This window comes from Parabacteroides sp. HGS0025 (genome assembly GCF_000969845.1).
Taxonomy (GTDB): domain Bacteria; phylum Bacteroidota; class Bacteroidia; order Bacteroidales; family Tannerellaceae; genus Parabacteroides; species Parabacteroides gordonii.
In genome coordinates this window covers 2,414,685-2,435,592 of the sequence record NZ_KQ033902.1, presented here as the reverse complement: position 1 = coordinate 2,435,592, position 20,908 = coordinate 2,414,685, and the positions used below count along the sequence as shown (strand labels likewise).

The 20,908-nt window shown below is 48.6% G+C and carries 16 protein-coding genes and 1 riboswitch; of the genes, 9 read left to right on the top strand and 7 right to left on the bottom strand.

The genetic code is table 11. The annotated features are described in order from the left end of the window. The first annotated feature begins 4 nt into the window (after positions 1-4). From HMPREF1212_RS09450 to cbiD, 6 genes are read left to right on the top strand one after another with little or no spacing between them, the layout of a single operon-like run. Positions 5-2,392: a TonB-dependent receptor gene (locus HMPREF1212_RS09450; RefSeq protein ID WP_046149196.1), complete on the top strand. Its 2,388-nt coding sequence runs from the start codon at positions 5-7 to the stop codon at positions 2,390-2,392. Beyond that, positions 2,389-3,855, top strand: coding sequence for a PepSY domain-containing protein (locus tag HMPREF1212_RS09445; RefSeq protein WP_046149195.1), 1,467 nt, complete (start codon positions 2,389-2,391; stop codon positions 3,853-3,855). The genes HMPREF1212_RS09450 and HMPREF1212_RS09445 overlap by 4 nt, the downstream gene beginning before the upstream one ends. Positions 3,856-3,885: 30 nt before the next feature. Further along, positions 3,886-5,298: a precorrin-3B C(17)-methyltransferase gene (gene cobJ / locus HMPREF1212_RS09440; RefSeq protein WP_046149194.1), complete on the top strand. Its 1,413-nt coding sequence runs from the start codon at positions 3,886-3,888 to the stop codon at positions 5,296-5,298. Next, a complete protein-coding gene (locus HMPREF1212_RS09435) occupies positions 5,295-6,503 on the top strand; it encodes a bifunctional cobalt-precorrin-7 (C(5))-methyltransferase/cobalt-precorrin-6B (C(15))-methyltransferase (RefSeq protein WP_046149193.1) in 1,209 nt (402 codons plus the stop codon). The genes cobJ and HMPREF1212_RS09435 overlap by 4 nt, the downstream gene beginning before the upstream one ends. A gap of 7 nt (positions 6,504-6,510) precedes the next feature. After that, a complete protein-coding gene (cobM, locus tag HMPREF1212_RS09430) occupies positions 6,511-8,355 on the top strand; it encodes a precorrin-4 C(11)-methyltransferase (protein ID WP_046149192.1) in 1,845 nt (614 codons plus the stop codon). A gap of 7 nt (positions 8,356-8,362) precedes the next feature. Beyond that, complete coding sequence (gene cbiD, locus HMPREF1212_RS09425; protein WP_046149191.1) at positions 8,363-10,180, top strand: cobalt-precorrin-5B (C(1))-methyltransferase CbiD; 1,818 nt, start codon at positions 8,363-8,365, stop codon at positions 10,178-10,180. Here the strand turns inward: cbiD and HMPREF1212_RS09420 are convergent. From HMPREF1212_RS09420 to HMPREF1212_RS09400, 5 genes are all read right to left on the bottom strand, one after another. Then, positions 10,167-11,723, bottom strand: coding sequence for an ATP-binding protein (locus tag HMPREF1212_RS09420; RefSeq protein WP_046150315.1), 1,557 nt, complete (start codon positions 11,721-11,723; stop codon positions 10,167-10,169). The two genes, cbiD and HMPREF1212_RS09420, sit on opposite strands and share 14 nt — an antisense overlap. A 351-nt stretch (positions 11,724-12,074) precedes the next feature. Next, a complete protein-coding gene (locus HMPREF1212_RS09415; protein WP_046149190.1) occupies positions 12,075-12,752 on the bottom strand; it encodes a hypothetical protein in 678 nt (225 codons plus the stop codon). Between the two features lie 72 nt (positions 12,753-12,824). Further along, entirely contained in the window at positions 12,825-13,829 is a 1,005-nt protein-coding gene (locus HMPREF1212_RS09410; RefSeq protein ID WP_046150314.1) for an ABC transporter ATP-binding protein, read from the bottom strand. Between the two features lie 2 nt (positions 13,830-13,831). Next, positions 13,832-14,869, bottom strand: a complete 1,038-nt coding sequence (locus tag HMPREF1212_RS09405) for an iron ABC transporter permease (protein WP_046149189.1) — start codon at positions 14,867-14,869, stop codon at positions 13,832-13,834. 9 nt (positions 14,870-14,878) lie between these two features. Next, the gene (locus tag HMPREF1212_RS09400; protein WP_046149188.1) at positions 14,879-16,039 is read right to left on the bottom strand and encodes an ABC transporter substrate-binding protein; all 1,161 of its coding nucleotides are present in this window, start codon (positions 16,037-16,039) and stop codon (positions 14,879-14,881) included. A gap of 47 nt (positions 16,040-16,086) precedes the next feature. Continuing rightward, positions 16,087-16,292, bottom strand: a riboswitch (cobalamin riboswitch). 59 nt (positions 16,293-16,351) lie between these two features. On the opposite strand from HMPREF1212_RS09400, the gene HMPREF1212_RS09395 reads away from it, so the two are divergent. Beyond that, the gene (locus tag HMPREF1212_RS09395) at positions 16,352-16,756 is read left to right on the top strand and encodes an HsmA family protein (protein ID WP_028729029.1); all 405 of its coding nucleotides are present in this window, start codon (positions 16,352-16,354) and stop codon (positions 16,754-16,756) included. A gap of 73 nt (positions 16,757-16,829) precedes the next feature. Continuing rightward, positions 16,830-17,534, top strand: coding sequence for a precorrin-2 C(20)-methyltransferase (locus HMPREF1212_RS09390; RefSeq protein ID WP_046149187.1), 705 nt, complete (start codon positions 16,830-16,832; stop codon positions 17,532-17,534). On the opposite strand, the gene HMPREF1212_RS09385 is transcribed toward HMPREF1212_RS09390, so the two are convergent. Next, the gene (locus tag HMPREF1212_RS09385) at positions 17,518-17,970 is read right to left on the bottom strand and encodes a hypothetical protein (RefSeq protein ID WP_046149186.1); all 453 of its coding nucleotides are present in this window, start codon (positions 17,968-17,970) and stop codon (positions 17,518-17,520) included. The genes HMPREF1212_RS09390 and HMPREF1212_RS09385 overlap by 17 nt on opposite strands. A 393-nt stretch (positions 17,971-18,363) precedes the next feature. Between HMPREF1212_RS09385 and HMPREF1212_RS09380 the strand changes: the two genes are divergently transcribed. Beyond that, positions 18,364-20,031, top strand: coding sequence for a formate--tetrahydrofolate ligase (locus tag HMPREF1212_RS09380; protein WP_028729026.1), 1,668 nt, complete (start codon positions 18,364-18,366; stop codon positions 20,029-20,031). 57 nt (positions 20,032-20,088) lie between these two features. Here HMPREF1212_RS09380 and HMPREF1212_RS09375 read toward each other — a convergent pair whose 3' ends face one another. Then, positions 20,089-20,898 (bottom strand): alpha/beta hydrolase, encoded by an 810-nt coding sequence (locus tag HMPREF1212_RS09375; protein WP_046149185.1) that lies wholly within the window; start codon positions 20,896-20,898, stop codon positions 20,089-20,091. Positions 20,899-20,908 lie beyond the last annotated feature (10 nt).

The window sequence follows — 20,908 nt, the reverse complement described above, 5'->3', positions numbered from 1 at the left end:
AAAGATGAAAAAGGTTTTGACATTATTACCGTTGACTGCCCTCTGCGTCAATTCGATGCAGGCCCAACAGAAAAAGGAATATACCAATTTCTCGGACACCACATTCAGCATCCAGGAAGTTGTCGTACAAACGGCCAAAAGAAACATTCCGCAGGTAACAAAGCTGAATGTTCCGATGAAATATTTGCCTGTTTCAGTTAATAAAGTATCCGGAAGCAGCCTGGAATTACGGGGTATCCGCGATATTCAGGAAGCTGTGCGCTTTATGCCCGGTGTGCGTATGCAAACCAGTTACGGGGCATTCCAGCAACTGTCGGTACGTGGTTTCGACCATTCCGTATTGATGATAGACGGAGTGCGCGACGAGCGTTCGGCCATCAATAACTCCTACCCTTTCCCCGACCTGTCGGCCATCGAATCGATTGAGTTACTGAAAGGGCCGGCTTCGGTTCTCTACGGACACTCTGCCGTCGGCGGTATATTAAACGTTGTCCGTATTTCCCCGAAAGCGGAACAGACAGTCAATGCACGTGTCAGCTACGGTAGCTACGATAACAAGCAGGCCACAGTAGGTATGGGCGGCCGCCTGATCGGGCCGGTCAACTATTATGCGAACGTGAACTTCTCAGATCAGGACGGCTGGCGCGATAACCAGAACAAACGTTTCTCCGGCTACCTGGCTTTGAGCGCCGATCTGACAGCTAAGGATGTGCTGGACGTACGCGGTGCTTTCAACCGTGACTTTTACGGCACGGAGATCGGTTTGCCCGACCTGATGCCGGGGGATATTTTCGATACGAAAACAAATCAGAAATATCTGAGCGCCCAACAGCAACTACCGGGATTGAACCGTGAAGCCCGCTACAACAACGAATCGGACTTCATGAAGAACCATGCCTGGAATGTGACTGCCCAATACACGCACACCTTCGACAACGGCTTCAAGCTGATCGACAAACTGGCTTACTACAACGATGACATCAACTATTTCGGTACGGAAGCACTGGATTATCTGGAAAGCGAAGATCCGATCTACGATCATTATTATATGAAAAGCGGCAAGAAAAAATATATTTGCCTGGATACCGTATATCTGTCTTACCCGCTCCGCTTCTCGCATATCTCGAAAACAGTAAGTAACAGCCTGGAATTAAGCGGCAAGCTGAATACAGGGGAAGTCACTCACAATTTCATAGGCGGTTATTCTTTCTCGCTGATGAACCGTGTAAGCTACAGCGGCTATGATCTGGGAAACGATGTACAAGGCCCGGGGCTTTACTCGCATGTATCGGTATACGATCCGCACAGTATGGGATATATGACCAGTAAAATGTCGAAAGCAATCCCATCGCATAATTACTCCAATAGCATTTATGTGCAGGATATGCTGGATATCAACGAACATTGGAAAGCCCTGGTTGCCTTGCGCGGCGATTTCTTCCGTTATTTGCAAGCCAATGCTCCGACACCGACAGGAAAACGGGAATATGACGATGCAGACCGCACAATATACAACCGCTTGCATAATGCCGCGTTCACCTATCGCCTCGGAGCCGTTTACCTACCTCGTCCGAATATTTCCATCTATGCTTCATTCGCTACCTTCTTCAAGCCGATCCGTACATTCTATCAGGACAACGTGATCTATGTCGATGGTGACGGCTTACGTTCCTATCCGAAAAACAACGAGGAAATATTCAAACCGGAGAGTGGTTACCAGGCAGAAGCCGGTGTAAAATACACATTGAACAAATGGCTGGAAGCAAATGCCAGCATGTTCTACATCCGTAAGTCGAATGCGACACAGACATTGGCAACAAACGTGGAACAGGAGATAAACGGAGTTGCAACCAAAATGTCGATCATCGGCCAACTTGGTGTGATGGACTCCAAAGGCTTCGACCTGGAAGCAACTTTTACCCCGGTCAGCTCACTGGCCTTCACTCTCGGCTATGGTTACACCGATGCGCGCATCCGGGAAATGAAGGAGGTTAAAGATCCGGAACTGGCTGAGATCATCTATTCGGAAGCAAACAAAGATCAACTGGAGAAATCGACCAGCCTGGAAGGGAACTACCAGAACAACGTTTCCAAAAACACCTTCTATGCATACGGTAGTTACACGATCCCGAAGGGTATCCTGAAGAATCTCAGTTTCAATCTTAGCACAAGCTATACGGATAAAGTGTACCGGAATACGGCCAACAGCAAATGGTTCGATAGCTACTGGATCACAGACCTCGGTGCCTCTTACGTACTGAACCATCGCATCCGCCTGTCGGTCAACATCAACAATCTGTTCAGTAAAGAATATACCAACCAGGCATTGGGCGACCAGATCGTACCGAGCATGCCGCGCAACTACCAGGTTGCGATATCTTACAACTTATGATACGGATAACCAAACTCATGTTAACAATTCACAGGATACTGGGCTCGCTGCTCAGTATCCTGTTTCTCGTTTGGTTCCTGTCGGGACTGGTAATGATCTATCACACCTTCCCACGCGCCGACCGGGCAGACAAACGGGCAAAGATGGATTATCTTCGGGTAGCGGATCTTCCTTCCCTGCAAACCATAAAAGATCGCCTACCCAAAGGAGAACCGATAAAGAATATCACCCTCAACAGCTATCTGGGACAAACCGTTTTCCATATCCGCACGGATAAAAACAGTTATGATATTCCCGCAGACTCTACGGAAACGCTGCCGGTCATCGACGGAAAACGTATACGGGAAACGGCCTCGCTCTGGTGCACCGCCCCTGTGGAAAAGGTCGATACCCTGTATGCCCTCGACCAATGGATCCCTTTCGGTAACCTAAAGAAGGAGTTCCCTATTTACAAGTTCCATTTCGCCGATCAGGAACGGCACCAATTATATATTTCGTCGAAGTCGGGCGAAGTTTTACAATACACGGATAAAGACAGCCGGCTCTGGGCATGGCTGGGTGCAATCCCGCATTGGGTTTATTTTACCTCTTTACGTCAGGATGCCGAACTATGGATAAAGGTCGTTGTCTGGCTATCGGGCATCGGGTGTATCATGTGTATTGCCGGTATTTATCTGGGTGTACGCAATTTCCGGCTGGCACGCAAGCGCAAACTGGCTTCTCCCTATAAGAAGTTCTGGTATAAATGGCATCATATCATAGGAACGGTATTCGGTTTGTTCGTCCTTACGTTCACTTTCAGCGGAATGATGTCACTGGCACGTGTGCAGGACTGGGGGCTTCGTGCCAAGCTGGATATAAACCCGGCACAGGAACTCCGTAAGCTGGCTCCTTCCCCACTCGATTATCCGCTGGATTACCGGGACGTCATACAGGCTTATCCCGGTCAGATCCGCCAACTGGAATGGGGCTGTTTCGGAGATATCCCTTTCTACACGATACTGACAGATGCAAACGATATCGTCGTCAACGCAAATTCGGAGCACACCGTATCTCCTTTAAAACTGGATACCGAAGATATCCATTCCGTGCTGACACAAGTCCACGGGACAGAGTGCGCAATGGACATCAGGCTTTTGGAGGAATACGATACTTATTATATTTCACGCAAAAGAAAACTGGATCTGCCTGTCTGGAAGGTCACCATTGAAGATATAGACAAGAGTTGCTATTACATCAATCCCGGTAACGGGCAATATCGTTATGTGAATACGCCCGCCCGTTGGAACCATTGGATGTATCCGGCCTTGCATAGTTTAAACATCAAGATTCTGGTAGACCATCCAATCTTATGGAATATAGTGATGTGGGGACTGATGCTCGGAGGCACATTCGTTTCCCTGTCAGGAGTTTGGCTGGGTATAAAATTCTTACGCCGGAAAATACATCGTCTAACAAATTAAATACATTATCTTTGTTGTAAAATCTAAAAGATGAGCACAGGAAAAATAATCGTAGCCGGGATCGGACCCGGTAGCGAATCAGATATTACTCCGGCAGTTCTCTCTGCCATCCGCCAGTCGGATGTCATTGTCGGGTATAAGTATTACTTTCAGTTTGTAGAATCTGCGATCCGTCCCGATGCAATCTGTATCGACTCGGGGATGAAACGCGAAAAGGTTCGTGCGGAAGAAGCTTACAATTACGCTACCGAGGGCAATGTGGTAACCGTTATCAGCTCCGGCGACTCCGGTATCTATGGCATGGCGCCGCTGATCTACGAGATGAAGCGCGAGAAGGGAAGCGATATTTCCATCGAAGTACTTCCGGGGATCAGCGCTTTTCAGAAAGCCGCCTCGCTGCTGGGTGCCCCGGTAGGACACGATTTCTGCGTGATCTCCCTCTCCGACCTGATGACGCCCTGGGAAATGATAGAGAAACGGATCAAGGCCGCCGCTTCGGCCGACTTTATCACGGCCATCTACAATCCGAAAAGCGAAGGCCGCTACTGGCAGCTCCACCGCCTGATCGAATTATTCCGGCAGGAACGCAATCCGCAAACCCCTATCGGCTTTGTCCGCCAGGCCGGACGGGAAGAAGAAACCGTGACGATCACCACGCTGGCAGATTTCGATCCGGAGCAAGTGGATATGTTTACCGTTATCATCATCGGCAACTCACAGACGTACCGGTTCGAGAATCACATGATCACTCCGCGCGGTTATTATGGGGAGATAAAGATGGGGAAGAAAGAGACAGGTATCGGGCAGGACATCATGATACGCAGTTTCCGGACAATCGAAAAAGAACTGAAGAACAAAGATATTCCGTTGGATAAGAAATGGGCGTTGCTGCATGCGATCCATACGACAGCCGACTTCGACATGGAGAATGTACTGCGTATAGACGACAATGCCGTAGCAACCCTTTACGAGTCGCTCAGTAGCGGCAAAGTACGTACCATCATCACCGACGTAACGATGGCGGCATCCGGCATCCGCAAGGGAGCCTTGCAGCGCATGGGGATTGAGGTGAAATGCTATCTGTCCGACGAAAAAGCCGTGGCGCTGGCTGCCGATAAAGGGATTACCCGCACGCAGGCCGGTATCCGTGTCGCCGTAAGCGAACATCCGGATGCCTTATACGTATTCGGTAATGCGCCGACCGCCCTGATGGAGTTGTGCGACCTGATACGGAAAGGGAAAGCAACCCCGGCCGGCATCATTGCCGCCCCTGTCGGCTTTGTGCATGTGCAGGAATCCAAACATATGGTAAAACCGTTCGCCTCGATCCCCAAACTGATCGTTGAAGGACGGAAAGGCGGCAGTAACCTGGCAGCTACACTAGTAAATTCTATACTTTGTTATAACGACGCTATTAATTTAAAACCCGGAAGAGACGTATGAGAACACAATTTATCGTTATCGGCATGCCCGATAACCAGTGCTATATAAGCAAGAACAAGGAAATATTGGATATAATCAACAGTAACACCCACTTTTCGGGAGGGAAACGGCACTATGAACTTCTTCGTCCGTTCCTTCCTGTCGATGCCGTATGGATCGATATAAAAGTGCCTTTAGCGGATGTTTTCGACGAATACGAATACCACCGGAAGATCGTCGTGTTCGCTTCGGGAGATCCTTTATTCTCCGGATTTGCATCAACCATCTTGAAGCGTATGCCGGAAGCGGAGGTTACGATAATGCCTTCATTCAATTCGTTGCAGATGCTTTCGCACGAATTGAAAATGTCTTATGAAGATATGCTGATGGTGCCCCTTACCGGCCGGCCGTGGCATGAACTGGATCGTGCACTGATAGAGAACAGGATGAAGATCGGCATACTGACCGATCATGTACATACACCGGCCGCCATTGCCATGCGCCTGCTGAAATACGGCTTCACACAATATAAAATGTATATCGGCGAACATCTGGGCAACCCGGAGAAGCAGCGTGTATCGCGTTCGCTCGCCCTGTCGGAAGTGGAAGAGCATTCGATCGAAAGCCCGAACTGCGTTATCCTGCAACGGATGTACAACGATACCACCTACCGGCCGCTGGGAATACCCGACAAGATGTTCGAACTTCTCGACGGCAGGGAACGGATGATCACCAAAGCGCCTGTCCGCGTGCTCGATATGAGTGCACTGATGTTGCCGATGTGCAACCACTTCTGGGATATCGGTTTCTGTACCGGTTCCATATCCATCGAAGCCAAACGGCAATATCCGCACCTGCATATCCATGCCTTCGAGATACGCAAGGAATGCTGGAGACTGATGGAAGAGAACAGTTGCCGCCTGGGAGCTCCCGGCATCGACGTACATATCGGTGATTTCATGGAGGAAGAAGTATCCGACCTGCCTGCACCCGACGCTGTTTTCATCGGGGGACACGGAGGGAAATTAAAGGAGATCGTTGCCAAAGTAGCCCGTTATCTGGCTCCCGACGGCCTACTGGTATTCAATTCCGTATCCGAAGAGAGCGAGAAGCTGTTTATCGATGCGGTGCAGGATGCCGGACTGAAACTGGATGATCCTTTACATATAACTGTCGGCGATTATAACCCGATAGTGATATTGAAGGCTTTTAAAGAAGCAAAATAAAAGAACTATGAATAAGCGAACTTTAGCCATTGTGGTGGTATCGGCCAGCAGCCTGCCACTGGCACGACGGATAAAAAAGCAGTTTCCCGATGCTGTTATCTACAGCAAGGAATCGCAGGAAGAAACAGTCTTGATGGAGTCGATCGACAGCATTATGGGAGATCTTTTCCTGAAAGCGGAAGCCATCGTCTTTATCGGGGCGATGGGGATCTGCGTCCGCTGCATCGCACCTTATGTGATGGACAAGCATACCGACCCGGCTGTCGTCTGCATCGACAGTACGGGCAAATATATCATCCCTGTCCTGTCAGGACATATCGGAGGGGCGAACGAACTCAGCACCGAACTGGCACAACTCCTGGGTGGCAACGCCATTGTGACGACCCAAAGCGACAACACGGGATTGTGGGCGCTCGATACGCTGGCCGAAAAGTTCGGCTGGTCTGTCGTGGCCGACGACCTGACCGACAACGAGAACGCGATGAATGCCTGTATTGCCGCATTCGTCAATAAGAAACCGACGGCTTTGCTGCTCAATGTGCGCGACAAGGGTACGGATTATCTGGAAAGCTCTCTCCCCGCCCATGTGCAGCAATTCAATAAATTCTCGGATATACCGCTCGATCAGTTCGAATTGGTTATCACCGTCGGGCCGTTCATCTACGAGGCCGACGTGATGATGGTTTCCTACTTCCCGAAAGTCTTGCATATCGGTATCGGTTGCCGGAAAGATATAAAAGGCGATCCGGTGGAACTTCACCAGCATATCATCGGAACGCTGATCGACAACAACATCTGCCCGGAGTCGATCGTCGATATTTCATCCATCGACATCAAGAAGGACGAAGCGATGCTTGCCCTGCTGGCTTACGGCATTATGAACTGTCCGTTCAAGACCTATCCGGCGGAGATATTGAACAAAATACCGGTTCCCAACCCGTCCCCCCGTGTAAAAGAGGCGACGGCATCGGCCAGCGTTTCCGAAGCCGCGGCCATTCACAGTGCCGGAGGCGGTTGGTTGCTATTGGAAAAACAAAAGGGAAGCCTGGGCGAAGGCAACGAATATACTTTTGCCGTGGCTATGGATAAATCCGTACGCCGGCAAGGACATATCGAGATAGTCGGAGCCGGGCCAGGCGATCCGGAACTGGTTTCCATCCGCGGCCGCCGGATGCTGGAGAAGGCAGACCTGATCCTTTATGCCGGGAGCCTCGTCCCGAAAGAGCTGACTTACTGCGCCAAGCAGGGAGCAACCGTGCGCAGTTCGGCCGATATGAATCTCGACGAGCAGTTCGCCCTGATGAAAGAGTTTTACGACAGGGGCAAGTTCATTGTCCGCCTGCATACCGGTGATCCCTGTATCTACGGAGCGATACAGGAACAGATGAATTTCTTCGACCGGTACGATATGAGCTATCATATCACCCCGGGAATATCCTCTTTCCAGGCCGCCGCAGCCGCCTTGCGTTCGCAGTTCACCATCCCGGAAAAGGTACAGACAATCATCCTTACCCGTGGCGAAGGCCGCACGCCGATGCCCGAAAAAGAGCAGTTGCACAAACTGGCCGCCAGCCAGAGTACCATGTGCATCTACCTGAGTGCAGGCATAGCCGACAAGGTGCAGGAAGAACTCCTGCAACACTACGCCCCCACTACGCCGGTAGCCGCCTGCTACAAGCTGACATGGAAAGACGAGCGTATCTACCGCGGGGAATTGAAAGACCTGGCTCAAATAGTGAAAGAAAACAACCTTACACTGACAACGCTGCTGGTTGTAGGGGATGCTATCGACAACCGTGAAGGCCTTTCCCGGTTGTATGCCGACGAGTTCAAACATCTGTTCCGCAAATAACCGGACAATGATACTGATACTGGGAGGAACAACGGAAGGACGTGCCGCCGTCCGCATAGCCGACGAAGGAAGTGCCCCTTATTTCTATTCGACAAAAGGGTCGCTTCAGGAGATAGACTGTGCGCACGGCATCCGCCTGACCGGTGGGATGGATGCTGCATCTATGGAAACATGCTGCCGCGAAAACAATATCCGCCTGCTGATCGATGCCGCACATCCCTTTGCTTCCGCCCTGCACCGAACGGTAGCGGAAGTCGCTTCTTCCCTCCAACTGCCGGTTATCCGCTATGAGCGGCGTTATCCTCCACGCGACAACGAACTGATCTGGTGCGACGATTACCACGATGCCATCGACAAGTTAAACGAGCACGGCATCCGTAACCTGCTTGCCCTGACCGGAGTAAACACCATCGCCCCGTTCCGCCCCTGGTGGGAAAAGCATCCGGCATGGTTCCGCATCCTCGAACGCGAAGAGTCGCTCACCATCGCTACCCGGCAGGGTTTTCCCCCCGACCGACTGTGTTTCTATCGCGATGAAGAGGATGCCGGGGAGTTGATGGATCAGCTTCAGCCGGATGCCGTCATCACGAAAGAAAGCGGACAGTCGGGATATTTCAACGAGAAAGTGGCTGCCGCCCGCAGTCGGTCTATTCCAGTGTTCGTTGTAAAACGTCCGGCATTGCCCGAAACATTCTATATCGTTTACGGGGAAGACGGATTGCGCAAACAGATTGAACGGCTGCTACCCGAATTTTTCCCCTTGCATCATGGCTATACCACCGGCGCCTGTGCCACTGCTGCTGCTAAGGCTGCCTTGCTAGCCTTGCTAACGCGGAAAGAGCAAGCCGACTCTCCCATTACCTTGCCTTCGGGTGAAGTGATCACATTGCCGATCGCCGATACCGCCTGGAACGATAACAGTGCCACCTGCGCAGTCGTCAAAGATGCCGGGGACGACCCGGATGTAACGAACGGCTGCCGGATCGTTGCAACAGTTGCTTTCTCTACGGATATTGCCCTGTCAGGCATCCGCTTTCTTGCCGGAAAAGGGGTCGGCACCGTTACCCTTCCGGGATTGGGTCTGGAAGTAGGCGGCCCGGCTATCAACGCCACTCCCCGAAAAATGATAACGGAAGAGCTGACTGCCGTCTTACAGGATTTCCGGCAGGAGAAGTCAGCCGGGTTAACCGTTACGATCTCCGTGCCCGGTGGAGAAGAAATTGCAGCCAGGACATTCAACCCGAAACTGGGTATCGTCGGTGGGATCTCCATTATCGGGACATCCGGCATTGTTCGCCCTTTCTCCACGGATGCTTTTATCGCCTCTATCCGCAAGGAAACGGAAGTTGCCAAAGCCATCGGCTGCACGACGCTGGTAATCAATTCCGGTGCCAAAAGCGAGCGATACCTGAAAGCCCGTTACCCCGAACTCCCGCCACAGGCATTCGTACATTACGGTAACTTTATCGGCGAGACACTAAAGATAGCTTCATCGCTCGGCTTTCAGCAGGTTGTTATGGGTATAATGATCGGGAAAGCGGTTAAACTGGCCGAAGGTTTCCTCGATACGCACAGTAAAAAGGTAGTGATGAATAAAGACTTCCTGAAGGAATTGGCCCGTCAATCCGACTGTCCCGAAGCAACCATCCAAAAGATCGACGGCATCACGCTGGCCCGGGAGTTATGGCAGCTGTTCCCCGTGGAAGAACAAGAAGCATTCTTCAATCTCTTATTGAAAAGATGCCATGAACATTGTACTCCACTCCTGCCTAAAGGTGATTTATCTATCTTATTGATAACGGAAGAAGGAGTTATTTGGAAATAACCAACCACTTTTCAATGTTGCGAGTCTTTGCGCTGAAATTCACACCGATGCGGAACAATGTACGCGGGTCGGAAGCGAACGGAAGAGCATACCCCTTGTCTTCGATTTGTTGCAATGCCTCTTCTGCTGTACCGTCGAGTTTGAACTCCATGACATAGATAAAACGGTCGGTCTGCAAAATCAGATCTACACGACCTTCGGAGGTATGGTATTCCGCTTTTACATAGAAACCCAACAGCTTAAAGACGATAAAGAGCACATTCTGGTAATGCAATTCCAGGTCACGAACCAACTCATAAGGCGTATCGGCAAAGAAGCTTTGCAGTCGCCGGAAGAAAGCATCATAATCGCCGTCATAAACCTCCCGGGCAAACTTCTTGATCTGGAAAGCAGTATCGACCTGGCTCACCGGAGTATAATAAGGTAGAAGATATTTGATAAACCCTTCTTCTACCTCTTTATTGGGAAATCCCAACCGATAGAGCCCGAAGGTTTTGTCGTACCCTTTGATCGTCAGATAACCGCTTTGATAGATTACAGGTATGGGATTTCTCGAAATGGCATCGATGCTGTTCAAAACATCGGCATCCGTTTCTGTATGTGCCATCCGATAAAGGTCGTAATTTGATTTTTGCAATAACTTTACCAGATAGGTTGGAGTACCGGTTTCGAACCAGTAATTATCGAATTGCCGGTATTTAAATGTATTGAGCAAGCTGAACGGGTTGTAGATTCCGGGAGAGTTTTCAACGAAGTGATAACCATCAAAACTCATTTTCAACTCTGTACAGGTTTCTTCATATGTTATACCGAGCACAGAAGCCAATGTATGAATATCACCATCGAAATCACGATGTAATTCCTCTTCGCTGATACCACAAATAGCTACATATGGCCTTCTCATCGAAAGGTCGTCCAGATTATTTAAATCGCTGAACACGCTCACTTTGCCAAACTTGGTCACGCCTGTGAGGAAAGCAAACTGGATATACCTGTCCATACTCTTCATCACTCCGTAAAAGGCTTTCAGGGTATTGCGGTATTCGTTTTGCAGCTCCTCATTGTCGATAGCTTGCAACATAGGTTTGTCGTATTCGTCAATCAGAATGACTACACGCCGTCCCGCCTGCATGCTGGCCCGTTCAATGACACCGGCAAACCGCAAAGCCTGGCCTTTTTCTGCCGGATCGGAACCATATAATTCTTCCCAGGCAGATAGCTTGCGGTTCAGCATGTCGTCCAAATCGCTTACCTGGTCATATTTCGCGGCATTCAGGTCGAGATGAAACACCGGATAAGTCAGCCAATCTTTTTCCAACTGTTCGACAGCTAATCCTTCGAAGAGTTCTTTTTTACCTTTAAAATAAGCTTCAAATGTGGATATCAGGAGACTTTTACCAAAACGACGGGGACGGCTCAAGAAATAGTAGCTACCGGTTTTTACCAATCGATACATCAATTCGGTCTTATCTATATACAGATAACCTTCATTTCTTATTTTCTCGAAATCCTGTATCCCTATCGGGTATTTTCTGGCATACATTGTTTCCATATATCCACGTGTTTAAAAAGTACAGATACAAAGATAGAAATAATGTAGCAATTAAATACTCTTTCTTCATAGCCAAGATCATTTTATGGTTAAAGCCCATCATCATCTTAATAACGATAGGATAGTAATTGATAGTTCATATTTTGGCAGTTTTGAATGTAGTGTCGTTGGTAGGGGCGGGGTCTGCCCGCCCTTCTCCACCGGTTGTTATATTATTGTCGCAAAGGGCGGGCAAACCCCGCCCCTACAAAGCCTGTCATTTGGGTTCACATTTTTCTAGCTTCGGCATATTGGATCATTATTTTCTAAACATAATCCTATCAGGTATGTATTAGATTTCCTTTACTCCAAGCGTACCTCCTTACTCTGTATATAAGAAACATCCAGTTGCCCGCCGGCATTTCCATTGCTTTCCTGCAAAGGATGAGTCTTGGCACGACTGAGGGATAAGGTGGCTTTGGAAGCGGTCACCTGGTTACCGAGCGTGATACTGATCGATTGGCTGCCTTTATCACGGTTGTAGAGGGTGGTCACTCCGCCATCGTATGAAATGGTAGCTTCCACCATTTCATCGTCCCCGACAGGATCGCCCTCCCAGGTCAGCGTGGTTGAAGTTTTACGGTTGATTGAAGTAAAAGACTCCGGGATGGCAATCGGCTTCACGTCTTTCAGGGTGGCTACATTCGTGAAAATGCTGTCCTTTGCCCGTGTAAAGACGAAAGTCATATCATCCAGTCCGGAGAATGAATAGGTATAAAAGTAAACACCGACGTTGGCAAAGTTCGGGGTCTTGCCGTTAATCAGGATAGAGGCAGGGCCGTTCAATTTAATGTTTACCCCTGCGCTGTCGTACTTGTTGAAATTCGCTCCGACACGTGTCGTATTATTAGTGATATCGTAAGCGACACCCAGGTTTTGATAGAAAGGGACATCTGCTTCTATATCAGATGAGTCGTCACTGCTGCAAGCGGTAAATGCGGCGGCGGAAATCAGAATGGCGTATAAGAAATACTTTTTCATGTCGTTTGTTTTTAAAATTACTCCTATATAACAAACGAACAGGAAAAAGTTTAATCAGTTTAACATTATCTTTCAGGATTCCAATTGCAGCAACAGCTCTTCGATGGTTGCCGCACGCCGGATCTGCCCGTCAGAATCGTGGAGAACGAATGAAGTAGAGGACGGATCACCGGCGTCTATCCAACGCGCCGACTCGATCCCGCTATCCGCATGGATACCGTTCCGTTGAAGAGCCTTCCGTGCCATAGCATATTTCTGCCCCTCACCGACAAGGCGTATTTCGGATTTATACTGGTTGTTGATACGGAACAAGCCGGTTTCGGTATCGAAGATAATCCCCTTGCGGGAGAAGAAACCGCTCAGGTGCCCGCTCAGCGCCAAGTCTTCCGGAGTCCCGGTACTTATACCTTTGTCGCGATCCATCAGCCAGATCTTATCGGCGATCTGGAGAGCCAGTTCGAGGTCGTGTGTAGAGAGGAAGATCGTTTTATCGGTGGTGCGGGTAAGCTGATGCAGGAGTTGCATGATCTCTACCTTGCTGGGGAAATCGAGGAAGGCAGTCGGCTCGTCCAGGTAGATCACAGGCGTTTCCTGTGCGAGGGCTTTCGCGATCATCACCTTTTGCCGCTCCCCGTCGGAGAGGGTGTGCACCATTCGGGAAGCCAGGTTTTCGATGCGGACGAGGGCGATCGCCTCTTCCACCACCCGCTTGTCTTCCTTTCCCAGGCGTCCCCAAAAGCCGGTGTACGGACTACGCCCCATCTCTATGAGTTCCCGGACAGACATGTTACGGATGTCACACTTATCTGTCAGCACCACTCCCACTATAGTGCTAAGTTCCTTATCACTATAGTCCTGTATATCGTGACCCAGTAGTGCTATTTCGCCGGACAAACGGGGCTGAAAAGCGGAGAGCGTACGCAATAAAGTAGACTTTCCCACCCCGTTGGTACCCAACAGGCAAGTTAATTCTCCACTGCATATCGTAGTGGTTATATTGCTAGCTACCAGCTTTGTATCATTCTTGGAATGATAGCCGATAGAAAGGTTGTTTATCCGGATAGTTGCCTCTTTCATACTCATTCGTTCAGTTCGTTTTTGCGTTTGCGGAATAATACGGATGCAACAACGGGAGCACCGACCAGGGCAGTAACCGAGTTGACGGGCAAGGCTCCTTCAAATCCCGGCATACGTGCGATCAGGTTACAGGCCAGCGCCAGGGCGGCACCGACAAACAGGACACCGGGCATCAACACCCGGTGGTCGGATGTCTGAAAAACAGCCCGGCAGAGGTGCGGCACAGCCAATCCGAGAAAGACGATCGGACCGCAATAGGCGGTAACGATCGCGGTCAGGACACCGGCAGAGGTAATGACGAGCAGGCGTGCCCGTTTGATATTCAGTCCCAGGTTGCGGGCATAGCCGTCACCGAGGAGCATCAGGTTCAATGTCTTTATCAATAAAAATGAGAGAGGGATCAGGATCGCCATAATAATCACGAAAAGCATCATCTGATTACCCGATACGCGCGAGAAACTTCCCAGCCCCCAGATAACATAGGCCCGTATATCTTCTTCCACACTAAAGAATTTCAATACACCGATCACGGCATTTGCCACGTAGCCGATCATCACACCGATAATCAGCAACGTCACATTCCCTTTTACCTTCTGCGAAACGTAGACGATCAGCGCCATGACAGACAAGGAACCGACTATCGCTGCAACAGACAAAGCGATCTCCCCCATAAAGCCGAGCTTGCTAAGCGCCACACCTCCCAGGCTTCCGCTCAGCAAAACGACAAAGGCCACTCCCATACTTGCACCGGAACTGATCCCCAGCACAGAGGGCCCGGCCAACGGGTTGCGGAAGACGGTTTGCATCTGAAGCCCGCTGATAGCCAGTCCGGCTCCGGCAACCAAGGCTGTCAAAGCTTGCGGGAAACGTGATTTCCTGATTATATTCTGCCAGGTGACCGGTTCATCGCCATTGCCGCATATAATATTCCAGACCGAGTTGAACGGGATGGATACGGAACCCAACACCAGATTAAGGAACAGCAGTACAACGATCGAAACGACGACCAAAAGCATCAGGACAGTGTTAGAATACTTCATCGGCCCTATTTATTTAAGTAGATCATAATAGACAGGGGTGTGATCCGGCAGCAGGTTCGGATGGAAGATATGCAGCAGGTCGCCCAGCACCACTTCCGGTTCGGTCGGCATACTTTCGTAAAAAGGTTTCTCCCGCATATTGCAATAGATCACTCCTTTTTCCTTGAAAGCACGGAAGTCGGCATAACGCGGATCCTGGTCTTTCAGGGCTTTATAGTCATATGTTCCCGGATAGCTGTTCACGATACGCCAGTAGTCGGCCTCGTCAGCCTGGTTATAAACGGTTTCAAAGTCGAGGGTGACACCTCCCGAACGGTCGTCGTCCTTCAGGAAATAGTCGGCACCGGCATCTTTGAATAGTTGCGCCAGGAAGCTCTTCCCTCCTACCGCATACCAGTTACCGCCATGAATCTCACCACTAAAGACGATGGGACGCCGGGTTACCTTACCTTCGGCAGTCAGCTCCTTCAGTTCATTATAGCGGTGCTCGATAGCCGAGAACTTATCATTGGCCTCCTGTTCCATTCCGAGTAACAGACCGACAAATTTGATCCACTCGGCCTGTCCCAGCGGGGTCATTTCCTTATATCCCAGATGCGGGATCAGCGGGATACCGATATCTTTCATTGTCTCATAGCCGCCACGCTTAAAGGGTGAGATCAGGATCAGGTCGGGATTGATACTCATAATCACCTCATTATCGAAGTTGCCTTCGATCCCGATCTTTGCCGTCTTTCCTTCCTTCAACTGGTCGTTGATCGTCTGATTAAACAGATGGCGGGTACTGGTGATGCCTACCACTTTATCTTCTGCTCCCAACTTGATGAAATTGGATAGTTGCAGGGAAGTCATACAAATGGCACTACGTACAGGTGTTTCAATCACCATATAATCGGTAGGAATACCTTCCGGCTTCGTCCCACGGGGAACCAACGCATACAGGAAATGAGTGCTTTCTTCATTCTGAGGGTCATGTATATCCATCAGGATGTAACCGTCGGCATAGGTCAACTGAAAACCGTCGGCATATTCAGGTGTGATCTGAACCTTACTATCCACCGTAATCGTTTGTTGCGACGATGCATTCTCTTTCTCCTGCTGATTTCCTTTCGATGCGCACGATGCAGCCAATAACGCAAACAGGCAGCAACCTGCCAAATACTTATTCATATTCTATTTGTTTTTATCCGACACAAACCGTCCAAACCCACGAGGACAATCGTTATGCAAAAAATGGCAGGTCTTCTGACTTACTTCCATCCTGAAAGCCTTCCCGATCTCTCCCGGATCAGTGGCAAAAGGTGTTATCAGGATGTTTATAAAGCTTCACAGCAGCGTGGACTGTCCGGGATTTACACCCGGTTCCCTTTTAATCTGTCTCCATGAACAGGAGTTTGACAGAACCTATTTCGACCGCAAAAGTAATAAGAAAAACTGAACCATTCGCATACGGAACTGTTATTTACAGAAAATGGCAGCAATATGGCACTCAATCAGATCGACACTCATTTCTTAATCGCAGCTATCTGCGTAATTTCATCGGCATTAGTGTTTTATACAATCGGTGTCTGGGGCGAACGTATCCAGAAGAAGCTGAAAGCCTGGCACGTGGCCTTCTTTGTTGCCGGACTATTCGCCGATGCTGTCGGAACCGGACTCATGGAACAGATTGCACAAATGACCGGATTGCAGGATAACCTGCACACTATCACCGGAATAATAGCGATCGTCCTGATGTTTATCCATGCCTTATGGGCGCTGTGGACTTACTTCAAGGGTTCGCGCAAAGCGAAAGCACATTTCAACCGTTTCAGCATAGTTGTCTGGTGTATCTGGCTAATTCCTTATTGCATAGGCATCTATTTGGGAATGTCGCTTCATCCGTAATATTGTGCGGTTATTTGTTTGGAGACTTCCGTTATTTTCATCACTTTTGCCCTCCGAATAAAAGCAAAAGCAAATGACACATCCGATCAGTTTCGTTTCATTAGGCCCCGGAGAGCCGGAACTTATTACCGTTAAAGGACTTAAGCAACTTCAGCAGGCAGATATCATCTATTGTCCGGCAACCCGGAATAAACAAGGTACTTCCCTATCGCGTGCGGCAGATATTGTTCGCGCCTTGGAAATCGACGAGACTGCCATCCACTGTTTCATGCTGCCCATGAGCAAAGACCGCACGGAAGCCTGGAAGGTTTACGATGCCCTTTACAACGAAGCCGCAGACCGCTACCGGAACGGGCAACGGATCGTTATCGTGGCCGAAGGAGATGCCGGCTTTTATTCTTCTATTCAATATATCTACGACAAATTTACAAAGGCCGGTATTGCCGTACAACGTACCGCAGGAATACCAGCCTTTATAGCAGCCGGCGCATTGGCCGGATTACATATTGTCAAACAGGAAGAGGAAATAGTCGTAATCCCCGGTACACCTTCTGCGGATGAACTGTCAGAAAAGATAAACGCAGGATATGTGATCGTTATCATGAAACTATCCCAATGCGTAGAAGCTGTATATGAATGTATCCGCAGGCATCCGCAAGCCCAGTTCCACTACTTTGAAAACGTTGGAACGGATAAAGAATATTATACTTCCGATAAGCAAATCATCACACAGAAATCGTTTCCCTATTTCTCACTAATGATCATACAGGCTGTATGATACTGCTCAAGCGGTTAATATGATAGCGAAGTGACTGGACAGACTCCCAGTTCTGGTGTCCTGACTTACATAATTCACGTGCACTAACCAACACACCCGATATATGGCTGTTAATCTCTTCGATCTTTTTATTCGTTCCACTGTAAAGAGAATCGAGCTCTTCCGGTGAATAGATGGAAGCAGACTGTGCCAACGATTCAAGCAAGTTCATCTGATAAACTCCGGCCTTGGGGATTAAGTTGCGGATAGCATAATGATGAAGATCCTGTATTTCCTTCTGCTTGGTGGTGTCCCAACCTACATTATTCATATCTCCCGAAGGATTCATCTTCGAAAACATATGGATTCCCAAACAATCTGCGATTGTCCTGATCCATGAACTTGTTTCTGTCTCTCTCAATGCTACTCCTGCAAAACTAAATCTCATTGTTGCCATAATCAAATCTCCTTAATTACATAAACCGAAGTTTTTAAAATTGTTATATACTTTCTTTTTATTGCCAGAAACTTGCTGTTAGTTTCATTTTGTTATTGACATGATGCAAAATTAGGCAAATTATCATGTACCACAACTCTTTACCTGTATTTTAAAGTTCTTTAATACAACTTCTATCCAAATGCTATTATTTTGCCAACTGAAGATTACAAATAAATTGAAAAACGCACAGTTTACTTAACAAAGATACCTCCATGCGCTCTTTTTTGTAACTTTTATCAATATAACACAAAACATGGGGGAATAATAGGGTTCCACAACCTTTCATTCTGACATTTTGTTATTTAATTAAAAATAGTATACTTTTGTTCCTTCTTAAACTTACATAAGCACATGAAATCGGATATAGAAATTGCTAGAGAAGTCTCCCTGCGTAAAATAAAGGAAGTTGCTACAGGTTTGGGCATTCCTCGCGAGGAAGTTCAGAACTATGGTCGTTACATCGCCAAAGTGCCTCTTCACCTCATCGATGAAGAAAAAATAAAAGAACACAACCTGATCCTGGTAACGGCCATCACTCCGACCAAAGCAGGTATCGGAAAAACAACGGTTTCTATCGGACTGGCTCTCGGTCTGAACAAGATCGGTAAAAAAGCGGTGGCTGCGCTGCGCGAACCTTCACTCGGCCCGTGCTTCGGTATGAAAGGTGGAGCTGCCGGAGGTGGCTATGCCCAGGTATTACCGATGGAAAATATCAACCTGCATTTCACCGGCGATTTCCATGCCGTTACTTCTGCCCACAACATGATCACTGCACTGCTGGATAATTATATCTATCAGACACGCAATACATGTGAAGGACTGAAAGAGATCAAATGGAAACGTGTACTCGACGTAAACGACCGCAGCCTGCGCAACATCGTATCGGGCTTGGGAGGTTCTGCCAATGGCATACCGACTGAGACAGGATTTGATATCACTCCTGCTTCCGAAATGATGGCTATCCTTTGTCTGGCGACCGACCTGGAAGACTTGAAACGCCGTATCGGTAACATCTTACTGGGTTACACCTACGACGATCAGCCGTTCACGGTAAAAGACCTGGGAGTTGCCGGAGCTATCACCGTACTGTTGAAAGATGCTTTGCTGCCCAACCTGGTGCAGACAACTGAGAATACGCCTGCTTTCGTTCACGGTGGCCCGTTCGCCAACATCGCACATGGATGTAACTCTATAATCGCAACCAAGATGGCGCTTACCTATGGTGACTATGTGATCACGGAAGCCGGTTTCGGTGCCGATCTGGGTGCAGAAAAGTTCTTCGACATCAAATGCCGTAAAGCGGGACTGACTCCGAAACTGACAGTTATCGTTGCTACTGCACAGAGCTTGAAGCTGCACGGCGGCGTGCCTGAAGCACTGATCAAGGAACAGAATATCGAAGGCTTACGCAACGGTTTTGCCAACTTGGACAAGCATGTGGCCAATATGAAACGTTTCGGCCAGGAAGTGATCGTTACTTTCAACCGGTATGCAACCGATACGGACGAAGAGATCGCTCTGGTTGCCGAACATTGTAAGGAACTGGGCGTCGGCTTTGCGATGAACAGTGTATTTGCAGAAGGTGGCGAAGGTGGCGTTGAACTGGCTAAACTGGTTGTCGATACGATCGAAAACAAACCGTCGGCTCCACTGAAAATGGTTTACGAAGATACTGATCCGGTACGCGAAAAGATCAAGAAGGTTTCTGAAGAAATCTATGGCGCAGCATCGGTTACTTACACGACTCTTGCCGACAAAAAGATCAAACAGATCGAAAGCCTGGGTATCTCCCACTATCCGATCTGCATTGCTAAAACCCAGTATTCATTCTCTTCCGACCCGAAAGCGTACGGCGTTGCCAAAGATTTTGAATTGAAGGTGCGCGACGTTGTTATCAACAATGGTGCGGAAATGATCGTTGTTATCATGGGTGAGATCATGCGTATGCCGGGACTTCCCAAAGATCCGCAAGCTAAACGGATTGACATCGTAAACGGATTGGTTGAAGGATTGAGCTGATCTTTCAAAAGATATAGAACAGGAAAGGCGACCTTTATAAGGATCGCCTTTTTTATTTCATTTGCGTTTATCGAAATAATTCTTGAAGAACAATATCTGATAATCTATTGAATTACGCCAGTAATCCCCATTATGCGCTCCGGGGCGAACAAGGAAATCATGGTCTATTTTATACTTCAGCAGTTTCTTGTGGAAATCGTTGTTCACTTCAAAAAAGAAATCACTATATCCGCAATCGATGATGAGTGCCAGGTCACCATTCTTCAGGCGGTCGATCTGGTTGATCGCCGTATGGTTATCCCAAACTTCCTGGTTTTCGCTTTCTTTTCCTAACCAGTCACTCATATGCCAGTTATTCGGGAAAGGGCGGATATCCACCCCACCGCTTGTACTCCCAGCCGCTCCGAAGATATCTTTATGGCGGAACGACAACCACATAGCGCCGTGACCGCCCATACTCAATCCGGTAATGGCACGCCCTGTGCGGTCTTTAATAGTCGGATAACTGGCATCTATATAATCGATAAGCTCTTTCGATACAAATGTCTCATAGCGATAAGACGGATTGACCGGGCTATCCCAGTACCAACTGTTCTTGCCATCCGGACAAACGAACATAATTCCATACTGATCGGCAATCTCCGGTAAATTGGGTTTTACGGAAATCCATGTTTTCGCATTTCCTCCATGCCCATGCAATAAGTAAATAACAGGAGCTGTCGTTTTTCCTTTTCCCGGCGAAATAACGATTGTCTGAATATCTTTATTCATGGCATCACTATGCACATAGATAGTATCGACTACTGCCGCCTGCAGAGACAGGGCAAAAAACGCTATAAGCGATAAAAAGAACACCTTTGCTTTCATAAATCAGATT

Excerpts from the sequence above, each read along its gene's own strand:
- HMPREF1212_RS09450 (WP_046149196.1), top strand. The coding sequence starts at position 5 with ATGAAAAAGGTTTTGACATTATTACCGTTGACTGCCCTCTGCGTCAAT.
- HMPREF1212_RS09445 (WP_046149195.1), top strand. The coding sequence starts at position 2,389 with ATGATACGGATAACCAAACTCATGTTAACAATTCACAGGATACTGGGC.
- cobJ (WP_046149194.1), top strand. The coding sequence starts at position 3,886 with ATGAGCACAGGAAAAATAATCGTAGCCGGGATCGGACCCGGTAGCGAA.
- HMPREF1212_RS09435 (WP_046149193.1), top strand. The coding sequence starts at position 5,295 with ATGAGAACACAATTTATCGTTATCGGCATGCCCGATAACCAGTGCTAT.
- cobM (WP_046149192.1), top strand. The coding sequence starts at position 6,511 with ATGAATAAGCGAACTTTAGCCATTGTGGTGGTATCGGCCAGCAGCCTG.
- cbiD (WP_046149191.1), top strand. The coding sequence starts at position 8,363 with ATGATACTGATACTGGGAGGAACAACGGAAGGACGTGCCGCCGTCCGC.
- HMPREF1212_RS09420 (WP_046150315.1), bottom strand. The coding sequence starts at position 11,723 with ATGTATGCCAGAAAATACCCGATAGGGATACAGGATTTCGAGAAAATA.
- HMPREF1212_RS09415 (WP_046149190.1), bottom strand. The coding sequence starts at position 12,752 with ATGAAAAAGTATTTCTTATACGCCATTCTGATTTCCGCCGCCGCATTT.
- HMPREF1212_RS09410 (WP_046150314.1), bottom strand. The coding sequence starts at position 13,829 with ATGAAAGAGGCAACTATCCGGATAAACAACCTTTCTATCGGCTATCAT.
- HMPREF1212_RS09405 (WP_046149189.1), bottom strand. The coding sequence starts at position 14,869 with ATGAAGTATTCTAACACTGTCCTGATGCTTTTGGTCGTCGTTTCGATC.
- HMPREF1212_RS09400 (WP_046149188.1), bottom strand. The coding sequence starts at position 16,039 with ATGAATAAGTATTTGGCAGGTTGCTGCCTGTTTGCGTTATTGGCTGCA.
- HMPREF1212_RS09395 (WP_028729029.1), top strand. The coding sequence starts at position 16,352 with ATGGCACTCAATCAGATCGACACTCATTTCTTAATCGCAGCTATCTGC.
- HMPREF1212_RS09390 (WP_046149187.1), top strand. The coding sequence starts at position 16,830 with ATGACACATCCGATCAGTTTCGTTTCATTAGGCCCCGGAGAGCCGGAA.
- HMPREF1212_RS09385 (WP_046149186.1), bottom strand. The coding sequence starts at position 17,970 with ATGGCAACAATGAGATTTAGTTTTGCAGGAGTAGCATTGAGAGAGACA.
- HMPREF1212_RS09380 (WP_028729026.1), top strand. The coding sequence starts at position 18,364 with ATGAAATCGGATATAGAAATTGCTAGAGAAGTCTCCCTGCGTAAAATA.
- HMPREF1212_RS09375 (WP_046149185.1), bottom strand. The coding sequence starts at position 20,898 with ATGAAAGCAAAGGTGTTCTTTTTATCGCTTATAGCGTTTTTTGCCCTG.